The organism is Candidatus Hydrogenedentota bacterium (genome assembly GCA_012730045.1).
Lineage (GTDB): Bacteria > Hydrogenedentota > Hydrogenedentia > Hydrogenedentales > CAITNO01 > JAAYBR01.
In genome coordinates, this window is sequence record JAAYBR010000143.1 from 19,315 (window position 1) to 33,866 (window position 14,552).

Annotated in this window: 13 protein-coding genes; 4 read left to right on the top strand and 9 right to left on the bottom strand. The window is 67.5% G+C overall.

The window, feature by feature from the left end; all coding sequences use genetic code 11:
* Nucleotide 1: 1 nt before the first annotated feature.
* From pheA to GXY15_15400, 9 genes are all read right to left on the bottom strand, one after another.
* A complete protein-coding gene (gene pheA, locus GXY15_15360; GenBank protein ID NLV42589.1) occupies nt 2-1,072 on the bottom strand; it encodes a prephenate dehydratase in 1,071 nt (356 codons plus the stop codon).
* Nucleotides 1,059-3,245, bottom strand: coding sequence for a UvrD-helicase domain-containing protein (locus tag GXY15_15365; protein ID NLV42590.1), 2,187 nt, complete (start codon nt 3,243-3,245; stop codon nt 1,059-1,061). Before GXY15_15365 ends, pheA begins: the two co-directional genes overlap by 14 nt.
* Nucleotides 3,246-3,284: 39 nt before the next feature.
* Complete coding sequence (locus GXY15_15370) at nt 3,285-3,866, bottom strand: orotate phosphoribosyltransferase (GenBank protein NLV42591.1); 582 nt, start codon at nt 3,864-3,866, stop codon at nt 3,285-3,287.
* Complete coding sequence (pyrF, locus tag GXY15_15375; protein ID NLV42592.1) at nt 3,863-4,549, bottom strand: orotidine-5'-phosphate decarboxylase; 687 nt, start codon at nt 4,547-4,549, stop codon at nt 3,863-3,865. The genes GXY15_15370 and pyrF overlap by 4 nt, the downstream gene beginning before the upstream one ends.
* A 63-nt stretch (nt 4,550-4,612) precedes the next feature.
* The gene (locus tag GXY15_15380; GenBank protein NLV42593.1) at nt 4,613-5,551 is read right to left on the bottom strand and encodes a dihydroorotate dehydrogenase; all 939 of its coding nucleotides are present in this window, start codon (nt 5,549-5,551) and stop codon (nt 4,613-4,615) included.
* Nucleotides 5,552-5,564: 13 nt separating this feature from the next.
* Complete coding sequence (locus tag GXY15_15385) at nt 5,565-6,353, bottom strand: dihydroorotate dehydrogenase electron transfer subunit (GenBank protein ID NLV42594.1); 789 nt, start codon at nt 6,351-6,353, stop codon at nt 5,565-5,567.
* A gap of 3 nt (nt 6,354-6,356) precedes the next feature.
* Complete coding sequence (disA, locus tag GXY15_15390) at nt 6,357-7,433, bottom strand: DNA integrity scanning protein DisA (protein NLV42595.1); 1,077 nt, start codon at nt 7,431-7,433, stop codon at nt 6,357-6,359.
* A 254-nt stretch (nt 7,434-7,687) separates the two neighbouring features.
* Nucleotides 7,688-8,485 (bottom strand): hypothetical protein, encoded by a 798-nt coding sequence (locus tag GXY15_15395; GenBank protein NLV42596.1) that lies wholly within the window; start codon nt 8,483-8,485, stop codon nt 7,688-7,690.
* 40 nt (nt 8,486-8,525) lie between these two features.
* Complete coding sequence (locus GXY15_15400) at nt 8,526-9,194, bottom strand: hypothetical protein (GenBank protein ID NLV42597.1); 669 nt, start codon at nt 9,192-9,194, stop codon at nt 8,526-8,528.
* A gap of 139 nt (nt 9,195-9,333) precedes the next feature.
* Here GXY15_15400 and GXY15_15405 point away from each other — a divergent pair, with 139 nt between their 5' ends.
* The 4 genes from GXY15_15405 (at nt 9,334) to GXY15_15420 (ending at nt 14,545) form a co-directional block, all read left to right on the top strand.
* Nucleotides 9,334-10,698, top strand: a complete 1,365-nt coding sequence (locus GXY15_15405) for an alpha/beta hydrolase (GenBank protein ID NLV42598.1) — start codon at nt 9,334-9,336, stop codon at nt 10,696-10,698.
* A gap of 14 nt (nt 10,699-10,712) precedes the next feature.
* Complete coding sequence (locus tag GXY15_15410) at nt 10,713-11,651, top strand: alpha/beta hydrolase (protein ID NLV42599.1); 939 nt, start codon at nt 10,713-10,715, stop codon at nt 11,649-11,651.
* A gap of 116 nt (nt 11,652-11,767) precedes the next feature.
* The gene (gene melA, locus GXY15_15415) at nt 11,768-13,195 is read left to right on the top strand and encodes an alpha-galactosidase (protein ID NLV42600.1); all 1,428 of its coding nucleotides are present in this window, start codon (nt 11,768-11,770) and stop codon (nt 13,193-13,195) included.
* 57 nt (nt 13,196-13,252) lie between these two features.
* On the top strand, nt 13,253-14,545 hold the full coding sequence (locus GXY15_15420) for a Gfo/Idh/MocA family oxidoreductase (GenBank protein NLV42601.1): 1,293 nt from the start codon (nt 13,253-13,255) through the stop codon (nt 14,543-14,545).
* Nucleotides 14,546-14,552 lie beyond the last annotated feature (7 nt).

Genomic DNA, 14,552 nt, shown 5'->3' on the forward strand with positions numbered 1-14,552 from the left:
GTCAGTCAATCAGCTCCGCGCGCGGGAAGGATCCGAGAATCTTGAGGTTGCGCGCGGGCTCCGCGGCCTCCTCCAGCGTCTCCTTCACCACCTGGTCCTCGATGTGGCCCAGGAGGTCAATGAAGAACACGTATTCCCACGCCTTCTGCTGGGAGGGGCGCGACTCGATGCGGGTCAGGTTGATCCCCCGGTGGCAGAAAGGGAGCAGCAGGTTGTAGAGCGCGCCGGGCTTGTCCTTCACCCACACGAGGATCGAGGTCTTGTCGTCCCCGGTCCGGGCGACCATCTGGCGTCCGACGACGACGAAGCGGGTGAAGTTGTGCGGCGCGTCCTCGATGCGCTCCATGAGGATGTCGAGCGAGTAGGTGGCCGCGGCGAGGCGGCTGGCGATGGCGGCGGTGCCCGGCTCCTCGGCGGCGCGGCGGGCGGCCTCGGCCGTGCTGCTCACCTCGATGAGCTCGGCGCGCGGCAGGTTGGCCCGGAGCCAGTTCCGGCACTGGAGGATGGCGTTGTCCTTTGAATAGACGCGCCGGACCTCCTCCAGGGGGGACTTCGAGAGCAGGTTTTGCGTGATGTGCAGGAGCACCTCGTTCACGATCTTCAGTTCCGAGGTGATGAAGCGGTCCAGGGTGTCGCTGACCGACCCGCCCATGGAGCTCTCCACGGGGACGATGCCGTAGTCAATGCGCTCGCGCTCCACCTCCGTGAAAACGTCCAGAAACGAGGGCAGCGGGTGGTACTCCGCCTCCGCGCCGAAGATACGCAGGGCGGCCATGTGGCTGAAGGTGTCGCGCGGGCCGAGGAAGGCCACACTGGTGGGCTTTTCCAGGGCGCGGATGGCGCTCATGACCTCGCGGTAAACCGCCGAAAGCGCTTTGTTGTCCAGGGGCCCCCTGTTCTTCTCCGCGAGGCGGTGGAAAACGGCCTTCTCCCGCTCGGGGACATAGATGGGCGCGTCGCTCCGGCGCTTGAGCTCGCCGATGGCCATGGCCGCCTTCGCCCGCAGGTTCAGGCACTCCACAATCCTCTCGTCCAGCTCGTCAATCTGTTTGCGCAGTTCATCGAGGGTCACGGTGTTTTCCTTCCAGAATCTCCAGCGGAGCCAGCCCAATCATAAGCAGGGCGACCTTCCCCGTGTCAAAACGGACCCGGGCCTTTATTTTGCCGCCTGTGGAGGAAACGTGAATCACGGTGCCGGACCCAAAGGTGGCATGGCGCACCCGCGTGCCGTTCTTGAGCGGCGCGGGGGCGCTGTCCGGGCCCTCCGCGCTTTCCCCGTGCCTCGTCCGCCGGGGGGCGCCGGGCGCTATCTCCTCCCCCTGTTTCCTCTCTTTATCGATGAGAGAATGTATTCTCTCCCATCCGATCTCGTTGACAAACCTGGACACCTCACGATTCTTATCGGGTCGTCCGTAGATCGTGCGCTCTTCAGCGGATGTGAGGGTAAGCGTTTTTCGTGCGCGGGTCATGGCGACGTAGCAGAGCCGCCGCTCCTCCTCGATGTCCCCGTCGTCCTCCTCGCCGCGCAGCACCGGGAAGAGCCCCTCCTCCAGCCCGGTCACATAGACATTCTCAAATTCCAGGCCCTTGGCGCAGTGGCAGGTCATGAGTGTGATCGCCGGGGCGGAGGTGTCCCAATTGTCCACGTCGGAAGAGAGCGCCATGTCCGCAAGGAAGTCTGCCAGCGGGGTGCCCGACTGTTTGTCGTGCTCCACGCAGGCGGAGACGAATTCGTCCACAATCGAGAGGCGGTCACGCATCTCCTTCTCGTCGCTCTGCTGGATGAAGCCCCGGTAGTTGACCCGTTCGATGACATCCTCCAGCAGCTCCGCCACGGGCGCGTCCTTTGCCCGGAGGGACAGCTCGTCCACCAGCGCCACCAACTGCGCCACAGAATGGCGGGCGCGCTGGGGGAGCGTCTCGTCCAGTTCGATCTCCCTTAGCACGTCGAAAATGGGCATGCGCCGTAGGGCCGCGTACTCAAAGAGGCGCTCCTGGGTGGTGGCACCGACGCCGCGCGCGGGCACGTTGATGATCCTGCGCAGGGACTCGTCGTCCCGGGGGTTGACCAGCAGGCGCAGGTAGGCCAGCAGGTCCTTGACCTCCTTTCGGCTGTAAAACTTGATTCCGCCCACAATCACATAGTTCAAGTTGCCGAGTCTGAGTTGTTCCTCGAACAAGCGCGACTGCGCGTTGGTACGGTAAAAGATGGCAACAGACTCTGGAGCAAAGCTGTTTCTTCTGATGTCTTTAACGACGAACTCAGCCTCGTCAGAGCCGCTCTCTGTCCACCTATGCCGGACCTTCTCCCCCGCCTCGTTGGGCGTGCGGAGGGTCTTGCCCAGGCGGTTGATGTTGTTTGCCACCACGCGGTTCGCGGCGTCGAGGATGTTCCGGGTGCTGCGGTAGTTCAGCTCCAGCCGGTGGACCATCGCCTGCGGGAAATCCTTGGCGAAGTCCAGGATGTTGTTGATGTCGGCGCCGCGCCAGGAGTAGATGCTCTGGTCCTCGTCGCCCACGGCGAAGATGTTTCCGTGCCCCTCGCCGAGGCGGCGGGCGATCATGTACTGCGCCCGGTTGGTGTCCTGGTACTCGTCAATCAGCACATGGCGGTAGCGCCGCTGGTACTTCTCCCGTACCCCGGGGTGGTCCTCCAGCAGCCGCACCAGCAGCGAAAGCATGTCGTCGAAATCCACCGCCGACGCGGCCTGCAGCGCGTCGTGGTAGGCGTCCCACAGGCGCAGGAAGGACTTCGCGTGCGCCGGGTCGGGGGTGTCGTTTTCGTCCTTCGGCATCTCCACCTTCTGCTTGAACCGCGAGATCCAGGAAAGGACCGTCCTCGGAAGCACGGGGGTAAACCCGGGGGGCAGCTCCCTTACGAGGCGCTTCATGAGGGAAAGCTGGTCGCCGTCGTCGAAGATGGTGAAATTGCGCGACCGCCCGAGGTGCTCCATTTCCCGGCGCAGGACAAAGAGCGCGAAAGAGTGGAAGGTGCCCAGGAAGGCGCCCGCGTTGCCCGCGCCGAGGCGCTGCTCCAGGCGCGCCCGCATCTCCGCGGCGGCCTTGTTGGTGAAGGTCAGGGCGAGAAGCTGGTGCGGCGGGACGCCGCGCTCCTCCGCGAGCCAGGCCATGCGCTCGATGATGACGCGGGTCTTGCCGCTGCCCGCGCCCGCCAGCACCAGCACGGGGCCGTCGGGGGCCCGCACCGCCGCAAGCTGGGGGTCGTTAAGAGAAACCGTGCTCACCGTTTCCGTTCTTTCCGGTGTTGGGGCGCGCTTTTGGGGTCAGCCGCGCAGGATGATGTCGTCGGGCTCCACCAGGGGCAGCGCCTTCAGGTCGTCGGGGACCTGGTCCGGCGGATAGCTCACCATGGGCAGCTCCGCAAGGGGGCGGTAGGGGCAGTCAAAACGGGCCTCGCCCGCGCTGCGGTCAATCAGGACGGAGATGCCGGCGATGTCCGCGCCGCGCGCGCGCAGATGCTCCACGGTTTTGAGGATGGACCCGCCGGTCGTCACGATGTCCTCCACGACGAGCACGCGGCTGCCGGGGGCGACGGTGAAGCCGCGCTTGACGGCCATGCCCCCCTGCCCGTCCTTTTCCGAATAGGCGCAGCGGCAGCCCAGGGACTTCGCCGTCTCATAGGCCAGCACGATGCCGCCGGTGGCCGGGCCAACCACGAGGTCCACGGCGTCTCCGCGGAACTTGCCGGCCATGGCGGCGCACAGGCGCGCCACATGGTCCGGGTGCTGCATGACGCGCGCGGCCTGAAGGAACTGCCGGCCGTGGCGGCCGCTGGTGTAGATGAAGTGGCCCTCCAGCAGGGCGCCGGTCTTGCGGAAAACGTCAATCACCTCTTCGGGCGTCATGTGGAAATCTCCTTGAGAATGCTGTCCACGGCTTCGGCGGGATCGGGGGCGCGCAGGATGGGCCGTCCCACCACAATCATGTTGGCCCCGGCGCGCACGGCCTCACCGGGCGTCATCACGCGCTGCTGGTCGTCCAGGGCGGCCCCGGCGGGGCGCACCCCGGGCGTCACGATGAGGGCGTCCGGCCCCGCCGCGGCGCGGACCAGGGCGATCTCCTGGGGCGAGCACACGATGCCGTGCGCCCCGGCGTCCAGCGCGGTCCGCGCGAGCCGGGGCACGGCCTGGGCCGCCGTCTCGGCAAGGCCCAGATCGTCCCGCAGCGCGCCGTCGCTGTGGCTGGTGAGGATGGTGACGGCCAGCAGGCGCGTTCCGGTCCCCTCCACGGCCTCGCGGGCGGCGGCCACCATCTTGCGGCCGCCGAGGGCGTGCAGGGTCATGAGCCCCGCGCCCGTGGCGGCGCCGGCGCGGGCGGCGCTGGCGACGGTGTTCGGGATGTCGTGGTACTTGAGGTCCAGCATGACCTCTTTGCCGAGGGCGCGCACCTCCCCGACGATGGAGGGGCCGCAGCGGGTGAAGAGCTGCGACCCGATCTTGAACCATCGGCATCGGCCGCAGCGGCGGACGGTGTCCAGCGCCTCCTCGCGCGTGTCCACGTCCAGCACAACAATGAGTTCTGGGTTCATGAAAACACCTCTCCTGGGGGGAAAACGTCTCTAGGCGGCATACTTTACAGGGAAAGGCGGGGGTCAGTCCACCTTCATCGCGCCGACGAGGGCGGAGACGTCGGCGACGCCCTGGCGGGCGCAGTAGGCCTCCAGCCCCTCCACCACGCGGAGGGCCGTGTCGGGCCGCCGGAAGGACGCGCAGCCCACAGCGACGGCGGATGCCCCGGCGAGCAGGAACTGGACGGCGTCCTCCGCCGTGCAGATGCCGCCCATGCCGATGATGGGGATGCGCACGGCGCGCGCGGCGTCCCACACCATCTTGACCGCGACGGGCCGGATCGCCGGGCCGCTCAGGCCGCCCACGATGTTGCTGAGGATCGGCCGCCGGGTTTCCGGGTCAATCCCCATGCCGAGCAGCGTGTTGATGAGCGCGAGGCCGTCGGCCCCCGCCTCCTCCGCCGCGAGGGCGGGCTCCGTGATGTCCATCACGTTGGGGGACAGCTTGACGAAAACAGGCAGCTTGGTGGCCGCCTTGACCGCGCGGGTGTACTCCGCAACGCGCTCCGGCGACTGGGACACCAGTTTGCACCCCCGCGTCTTGGCGTCGTGGACGTTCGGGCAGGAGAGGTTGGCCTCAATGGCGTCCGCCCCCTCCTCCCGCTCCAGGATTTCGGCGAGCTGCGCGTATTCGTCGGGGGAGTACCCGTAGATGTTTCCGATGATAGTGCAGCCCTTCTCCCGGAGAAAGGGCAGCTTGTCGCGCAGGTAGGCCTCGATGCCCACGTTCTGCAGGCCGATGGCGTTCAGCATGCCCGCGGGCGTCTCCACGAGGCGGGGCGGGCGGTTGCCCGCGCGGGGCTGGAGGCTGAGGCTCTTCACCGTGACCGCGCCCAGGCGCGACACGTCAAAGTAGCGGTCGTACTCCTGCCCGTAGCCGAAGGTGCCCGACCCCACGGTCACGGGGTTCTTCATGGCCAGGCCGCCGACGCTCACCTGCATGTTCACGCTTGCTGCGGACATTTCACCGTTTCCCTCAGGCGGACCAGTTGATGATGCGCGAGTCAAACACGGGGCCGTCGGAGCAGACGCGCACCATGCGCTCCGCCTCGATCTCCACGTTGGCCTCCACGACGCAGCCCATGCACACGCCGTCGCCGCAGGCCATGAGCGCCTCCAGGGAGGCGTAGCAGAGGGCGCCCAGCTCCGCGCAGACGTCGTGCACGGCCCGCATCATGGGCATGGGGCCGCAGCAGTACACCACCGTGTCCGGCCCCGGTTTCAGCGTGCGCAGGGCGTCCGAGGCGAAGCCCTTCATGCCCGCCGAGCCGTCGTCGGTGGCCAGGGTCACGCGGCAACCCATCTGGGCAAAGTCTTTGCTGCACAGGAGGAGCCGGTCCGTGCGGGCGGCCAGGACGATTTCCGGGGTGCAGCCCGCCTCGCGCATGAGGCGCTCGGCAAGCCCCGGCAGGGGGGCCACCCCGATGCCGCCGCCCACCAGGATGGGGCGCTTCCCCTCCCCGGGCAGGGGGAACGGCTTGCCCAGAGGGCCCTGCACGTTCAGCGACTGGCCGGTCCGGTATCCCGAAAGGAGCCGGGTACCCTCGCCCTCCACCTTGTAGAGGATGGAGATGCCGTCGCGGAAAATCCGCTCGACGGACATGGGGCGCCGCAGGAAGGGATGGTACCCCGGGCGCACCTCGATCATGCAGAACTGCCCCGGCAGGGCCTCCGCCGCGATTTCCGGGCAGTGCAGCGCCATCCGGTAATGGCCGGCGGCGACCTCCTGGTGCGCCATGATCTCGCAGTCCACGACGTGGGGCATGGGCTATTGCTTCCTGTTGTCCATGTTGAGCTGGGTGCGCAGAAACTCCAGGCCGCTGCGCAGGCGCTCCGCCATGACCTCGCCGACCCCCTCCACCTCGACCAGCTGCTCCTTGGAGGCGCGCATGAGGGCGCTGAGGGTGCCGAAACGCTCCACGAGATTCTTGACGATGGCGTCGGAAAGGCGGCTCATCATGCTGAGGACTCGGTAGCCGCGCGGCACGAGGACCATTTCCAGCCCGCGCGCGCCCGCGCCGAAGCCCAGCGCCTGGCTGACGGCGGCGGAGCTCAGGAGGTCCGTGTCGCTCAGGGCGCGGATGCGGTCCACCACCGACTCGGCGGAGCGGTCGCGGGCGTAGTCCTTCACCACGAGCCGCGCCTCCTCGACGGGCTTCAGCAGTTCCGTCACCTGGAGGGCGAACAGGCGGCCCTCCTCGCCGAGCTCCTCGATGGCCGGAAGCACCTCGCGCCGGCAGGTGCGCTCCACCATTTCACAGCGCTGGAGCACGCGGCAGACGTCGGGGAGGTTCACCCAGTCCCCCATCTCGTGCATCGTCAGCTCCTGCAGGGCCTGCTGGAGGCTCTGCACGTACCGCTCCACGGTCTGGATGCCCTGGATGGCCTTGTTCACTGTGACCTGCACCGTGGGCATCTGGTATTTGCGGCCGTGGCAGAAGACGGTCACGCTGGCGCGCCGCTGGGACACCGTCACGACGGTGCATTTCGCCTGGCTGGCGATGCGCTGGGCCACGCGGTGGCGCGTGCCGGTCTCCTCCGAGGGGATGCGCGCGTTGGGTTTCATGAAGCGGTTGGCGTAGTAGATGCGCGTGGCCTTCTCGTTGAGGATGATCGCGCCGTCCATCTTGCTCAGCTCGTAGAGGAGCTGGGGCCGCATTTCCACGCTCAGCTCGACCCCGCCCTCGGAGAGGCGGGCCAGCCGGTTCACCTCGCCGAAACAGAGCATCGCCCCCGTGCCCGCCTGCAGGATGTACGCGATGGCCTCGCGGATCGGCGTGCCCGGCGCCACCATCCGTATCGCCTCGTGGAGCGCCTCTTCTTCCGTCTTGATCTTCTTCGGCACGGTCTGTTCTCCATGGTGGCGGGATTCTGTCGCCCGCAAAGTATAAAACAGAAGGCGGCGGCGTTCCAAGAGCGCGGAAACGGCCCGGGTCGCCGGATAAAATGGGCGCGCGCCGGAGCGGCGGCGGGCACGAGATTGCTTCACTTCGTTCGCAATGACGCGGAGACACACGTCATTGCGAACGAAGTGAGGCAATCTCGTGTCAGAACGCCCCAAGTCTGCCGCATCCCGCGGGTGAACCGGCATGTTCGCCGCTATTTCTGAACGTCTTTCCCGGAGGAATCGGGGACGGTGACGGACAGCATGCCGACATACAGGCCGCCGGGGCCCGTGCGGTCCATCTCGGGCGTGTAGAAGGCCGAGAGCGCGCCGTCCAGATACAGCGCGTCGCGGCATTTCAGCTCATCGCGGAAGAAGAGCGCGAAGTCGTTGAAGTTGACCGGGCTGAGAGACAGCACGAACACCGCCTCCGTCTCCGAGCGCATGCCCACGCCGCTGCGGACGTACAGGCTGTCGGAGTCCGGGAGGAACCGCGGGTGAATCTCGCCGTTGGACAGGAGCAGCGGCCCCGACTGCACCGCCAGGTCGGGCTTTATTTTGAGGGCGGCGTAGGCCTCCGTCTCCATGACCCGCCCCTTGCGGTCCTTCATGAAGAAGACGCCGTTGGGCTTCAGGAAGAAATTGCCCCCGCCCTGTTTCCGGTTGAGGGGCTCCATCTCCCTGCCGTTCTCGACATGCAGACCGAGGGGCGTGTAGTCCCGCGCATAGATGCCCGCGTTCGCGGCGAAGATCAAAAAACGGCCCTGTCCGGACAGGTAGTCCCGCAACGCGTGGAAATGGCACAACGGCGTGCCGTCCTCCCGTTTCCAGTGGAGCGCCAGGTCCGCCGTGTCCAGCGGCACTTGTACTATGAGGTACCGGACGCCCTTGCTGGAGCCCCTGTTTACCACCCGCACCACGCCTGACGGGGAGACTGGAACCACATCCCCCGGCGTCCAGAGGGTGCCCGGGACCAGCAACAGCAGGACCAGCGGCGGCAAAAACCGTTTCACACACCACCCCTTTGAACGCGCCGCGCGCGGCGCAACGGGATCAGGGCACCGAGACGACGGGGACTTCAGCCCGCATCCGCGCGACCACCTGCCCGGCCATTTCCGGGGGGAGAGCCTCGCTCCAGTTGCTCCGGGTGACGGCGAGCACGGCCGGCAGCTCGCCGGCCGCAGGATCCGCCGCCTCCACCGCGCCCGGCCCGATCACGCAGAGGCCGGTGTCCAGTTCCGCGCGGCTGAAGGGGACGATTCCCTCGCCGTTCACCTCAACCGTGACCTTGTCGTTCTGATGTCCGGTCCAGGAGACATTGAACCCCGCCGCGCGGGAAAGCCGTGCGTCCGGGGCGGGCTCGGTCACCTCCAGGGCCAGCGGCGCGAAGACGTTTGCCTCATAGGAGGCGTCCCGCCGCTTGAAGACAAAGGTGTACCCCTCCGCCGCGGGGATCTCCGCGGAGTAGTAGTCATACGACTCCTCCTCCTGGCGGACCAGGGGGACCTCGTTCACCAGAATCTCGTCCCGCCCGCCCAGGAAGAGGAAGACATCGCCGCCGCTCACGCTGAAGGTGGCCTTGGCGACCGTCTTCTCCGGGGTGGTGACCACCTCGAAAAACACCGAAATCTCGCTGACGTCATAGAAAGTGGACCGCTGGTTCTTGCATCCCGCCGTTAGCAGGACGCATCCGACGGCCAGGGCAACGGCGCAGGCGCGCATGGCAGTTTCCTCCTTGGTGGGGGCGGACCGGAATCCGGCCCGACGCACCCCCATTCTGACAATCTGGCGGAAAAAATGCAAGGCGTCCCCCCTGCTTGGGCATAATGGGGCGTTCCCCGGCCACAGGAGACCGATGCCCATGAGTCAAACCCCCAGGGGGCGGATCGCGGCGCTCGCCGTCGGCGCACTTTGCCTTGCAGGGGCCCTCGCGCTTCTGCGCCTCACGCTTCCGGAGGGCGTGGCGCGCGAGACGGTCACCATCGCCGGACCGGGCGGCCGCGTCTGCGGCGGCACCCTGTGGCTGCCCCGGGAACCCGCCGCGGTCGTCATTCTCGGGCATGGCGTGACGGAGAACCGGGGCTGCATGGCGGCGCTGGCGAGACTCTTCTCGGCGAACGGGTACGCGGTGGCGGCGGTGGATTTCTGGGGACACGGCCGCTCGCGGGAGCCCTTCGACTGGGGGGCCAATCCGGAACAGATTCACGCGTGGTGCGCCTGGGCACAGGAGCGTTTTCCCGGCCTGCCGCTGGGGTATGTCGGCCATTCCATGGGCGGGTTCGCGGGGACGGACGCCTTTGCGGAGGACGCGCACGGCGTGGGCGCCTTTGTTGCCCTGGGCGCCCTGCCCCGGCGGATCCCCAAGCCCAAGACCCTGATCGCCGCCGGAAGGTTCGAGGAGCTGTTCTCCGCCGAGCAGGCGCGGCAGAAGGCGGGCACACAGGCCGATGTGCTGATTTCCCCCCGGAGCAACCATGCCCTGGAACCGTGGGATTTTACCCTGGGGTGGGGCATGGTGGAGTGGATGACCGCGGCCCTCGCCGTGGAGCGCCCCCTCTCCTTCTCCGCCGTCCGGCATTTCGCCGGGTTGCTCGCGGCGCCCCTGGGCCTGCTGGCGGCCTTCCTGCTGGCCGCCGTTGCCGCAGGCTGCGCCGCGCGCGCGAAGGCCGCCGAGACGCGCGCGCCCTTCGGCTTCGGGATGCGGTTCTCGCCCTACCGCCCCGCTGCACGCCTGTTCGGATGCGGGAACCCGTCGGGGCTGGTGCGCGTCTCCCCTCCCCTGACCGCGCTGCTGCGCGCGGCCGCCTTCTGCGCCGTCTTTGTGCTGGTCCTCTCGCTGGTTTTCGACCGGCATTTCTTCACCTCCCTCCCCTTTCATCCCAGCCGCACGGTGAAGTGGCTGGGATTGGGATGCGTGTTCTCCGGTTTGGCCCTGCCGGACCTGTGGCTGCTTAACCGTGCCACGCCCAACCGGGGGGTGAGGCTTTTTCTCGTGGCCGCCCTCACGCGCATGTTCCCCTGGGTGCTTGGGGGGCTTGTCTTGTATCTCCTTGTGCCGGGGGCGGCGTTTGGCGGCATGATGCTCTTCATCCTGGCCTTCATCCTGGGGATGGTCTCCCTGGCCCAGGCGGCGGTGGTGCGGATGACCGGCGATCCGCGCGCCGGGGCGCTGGCGGCCGGGATGCTCGCAGCCTATGTGTTCGCGTACTGGTTTCCCGTCACCTGACAAGGAGCGAGACAATGGCAAAGAAATGGCGCGTGGTGAAGCGGGTCCTGGGGGCGCTTGTCGCGCTGGTTGTCCTGTTGGCCGCCGGCACGGCCGGCGCGCTGGGGTGGTTCCTCCACCGGACCCCCGGAAACGTGTTCGACTCGAACGGCGTGCCGATTTACTACACCGACGAGGGGGCCGGCGAGCCGGTGATCCTGATCCACGGGGTGGCGGCGAACGCCGACCTCAACTGGCGCAAGCCGGGGGTGGTTCGGGCGCTGTCCCGGGATTTCCGGGTGATCACCATGGACCTGCGGGGACACGGGCTGTCGGGAAAACCGACGGACCCCGCCCGGTACGGCATGGAGATGATCGGGGACATCACCCGGCTGATGGACCATCTGGGGCTGGAGAACGCGCATGTGGCCGGGTATTCCCTCGGCGGGTTTCTGGTCCTGAAACTGGTCACGACGCACCCCGAGCGGGTGCGCAGCGCGGCGGTTTGCGCCGCGGGCTGGTCCTCGCTGGTCAAGGAGCTGGATGACATTCCTGCGCCCTATGAGAAGCCTGTGCCGGTGCGCGAAAAACGTTCCGCACCCGCCGCCCCCCCGGCGGACGGCGCCTCCGGGGACTCCGCCCGGCCCGCGCCCAAACCGCCCAAGCCCCTCGTCCACCGGCTGCGCAGCGCCATCGGGGATTTCGTGGTCGGCGACAAGACGCCCATCAAGGCCATGAAAAAGAGCTTTCCCGACCTGACGGTGGCGCGGGAGGAGATCGAGCGCAACCAGGTCCCCACCCTGTGCGTCATCGGCGACAACGACGGCCTGTACTATCTCGGCAAGGAGCTGGGCGAGATCATGGGCGCCGTGGAGTATGTGGAGTTGAAAGGCCCGAACCATCTGACCACCCCGGTGGACCGGCAGTTCAAGGAGACCCTGCGCGGGTTTCTGCTGCGTCAGCGGGCCGGGTAATTTCAGCGGGCAACAAGCCCTTCGCGGTTGGTTCCCGTTTTCCGCCTCCATGCTCTATAATGCCGGGAAACCCCCGGCCGCCGGAATCGCGGCCGCAGAACCCCAGGAGACCCACCATGCCGAAGATTGCCATGATCGGAGCCGGAAGCATTGTCTTCGCCAAAACCCTCTTCAAGGACATCTGCGCCACCCCCGCGCTGCGGGACAGCGAGTTCCGCTTCATGAGCCGCACGACGACCAAGCTGGAGCGGCTCAAGGCGTACGCGGACCGGGTCATCGCGGAGAACAGCCTGAAGGCCACGGCGATGATCACCACGGACCGCCGCGAGGCGCTGAAGGACGCGGACTTCGTCATCGCCATGCTCCAGATCGGCGGCGTGGAGGCCTTTGAGGCGGACTACACAGTCCCCCTGAAGCACGGGGTGGACCAGTGCATCGGCGACACGCTGGGGCCGGGCGGCATCTTCCGCGCCCTGCGCACCATTCCCGAGATGCTCTCCATCGCGGCGGACATGAAGGAACTCTGCCCGAACGCGGTGATGCTCAACTATGTGAACCCCATGGCGGCGGTGTGCTGGGGGCTGGGGACCGTTCCGGGCCTCCAGTATGTCGGGCTGTGCCACGGCGTGCAGACCACGCTGGACCTCATCGCGGGCTATCTGGGCGTGCCGAAGCAGGAGATAGACTACCTCTCGGCGGGCATCAACCACATGGGCTGGTTCCTGAAGATGTCGCACAAGGGGCGGGACCTCTACCCGCGCTTCAAGGAGCTGTGCGAGAAACCGGAGTACTACATCAACGAAAAGGTGCGCATCGAGGTGATGCGGCATTTCGGCTATTTCATGACGGAGAGCACGGGGCACCTGTCGGAATACGTGCCGTGGTTCCGCACCAGCGCGGAGGGCATGGGCCGCTACTGCGATGAGCCGTCTTTTGGCGGCGAGACGGGCGCGTATTTCAAGTGGTGCCGCCTCATCGCAGACCAGTTGGAGAGCGTGGACATGTTGGCGGACGAGTCCGCCGTCCTCGACGGGCGCAGCGTGGAGTACTGCTCGTACATTCTGGAGGCGCTCACGACGGGCATCCCCTTCAAGTTCCAGGGCAACGTCCGCAACGAGGGATACATCACGAACCTGCCGATGGGCTGCTGCGTGGAGGTGCCGGTGTTCGCCGACAAGATGGGCCTGCACCCCACCTTCGTGGGGGCGCTGCCCTCCCAGTGCGCGGCCCTCAACCTCACGAACGTGAACGTGCAGGGGCTGTCGGTCGAGGCGGCCGTCTCCGGCGACCCGGAACTGGTCGTGGCGGCCTGCGCCCTCGACCCGCTCACCTCGGCCTGCCTCACCCTCAAGCAGGTGCGCGACATGGTCGCCGACATGCTGGAGGCCGAAAAGCAGTGGCTGCCGCAGTTCGCGGGCAAGGCCCTCCGGCCCACGCCGCACATTGACACGCCCCCCGGAACGGCCCACGCCTCTGTGCCGCTGGACCCGGCCCTCGCCGTGGTGCACCGCTTCGGGGAGCTGGCCCGGAAGGCGTCCTCGTAAAACCACTTTCCCGGCGGCCGCCAAAGGCCCCGGGGCCAACGTTTGGGAGTCAGGAACATGGTGAAAAAAAGCAGCGTGAGCCGCCGCGCCTTTCTGGCCGGGGCGGCGGGCGCGGCGGCGGGAAGCCTCCTTCCCCGGACCGCCCGCGCCACACAGGCGGCCCGCAGGGTCCCGCCGAGTGAGAAGGTCCGCGTCGCCGTCATCGGCACGGGCGGCATGGGGTCGCGCCACATCGAGGCGCTGATCAGCAACCCGAACTGCGACCTGGTGGCCCTGTGCGACGCGGCCAAGGGCCGCTACATGCCCGTGCTGGACAACGTCGAGAAGCTGTCCGGCCGGCGGCCGGACGGTTATCAGGACTTCCAGCAGGTGCTGGACCGGCAGGACATAGACGCCGTCTTTGTCGTCACGCCGGACCACTGGCACCCCCTGCTCACGATTCTGGCGTGCCAGGCGGGCAAGGACGTTTACGTCGAGAAACCCGTCTGTCCGACCGTGCGGGAGGGGCGCGCCATGGTGGAGGCCGCCCGCCGCTACGGGCGCGTGGTGCAGGTGGGCACGCAGCAGCGCTCCATGCCCGTGTTCCAGAAGGCCATTGACATCGTCCAGAGCGGCCGCCTGGGCACGATCACCCACGCGGGCGCCTGGGTCGGCGTGAACGAGTGGCAGACGGGGGACACGCCCGCCGAGCCGCCCAAGGGGTTTGACTGGGACAGGTGGCTGGGGCCCGCACCCTGGGTGCCCTGGTCCCCCGAGCGCATGAGCTGGATGGGCTGGCACGACTACGCGCGCGGCGGCCAGCTCACCAACTGGGGCGTCCACCTGATGGACATCGTCCAGTGGGGCATCCGCCAGGACCGGCCGCTGAGCGTGCAGGCCCTGGGCGGCAGCTATCTCGGGAACGCCGGGCAGGACAACTACAACACCATTGAGGCGATCCTGGAGTATCCCGGGTGCACGGTGACCTGGGAGCAGCGCCACAGCAACGCCAACGCGAACAAGGGGTACGGCATCACGTTCTCCGGCACGCAGGGCAGGCTGTTCGTGGACCGGGGCAGTTTCGTGGTGGAGCCCGAGGGCGTCGGAATCAAGGAGTGGGTGGGCGAGCCCGAGAAGAGCTGGGCCTACCCCCCGCATCACGACAACTTCTTCGAGTGCATCAAGACGCGCCAGCGGCCCGCCGCGGACATCGAGCAGGCCTTCCGCACCACCACCGCCGTCCTGCTCGCGGGCATATCCCTCAAGGTGGGAAAGAAACTGCACTGGGACGGCGAAACGGAAACCTTCCTCAACGACGAGCAGGCCAACAGGCACCTCACGCGGGACTACCGCGCGCCGTGGCACCTGTGAGCGGAGA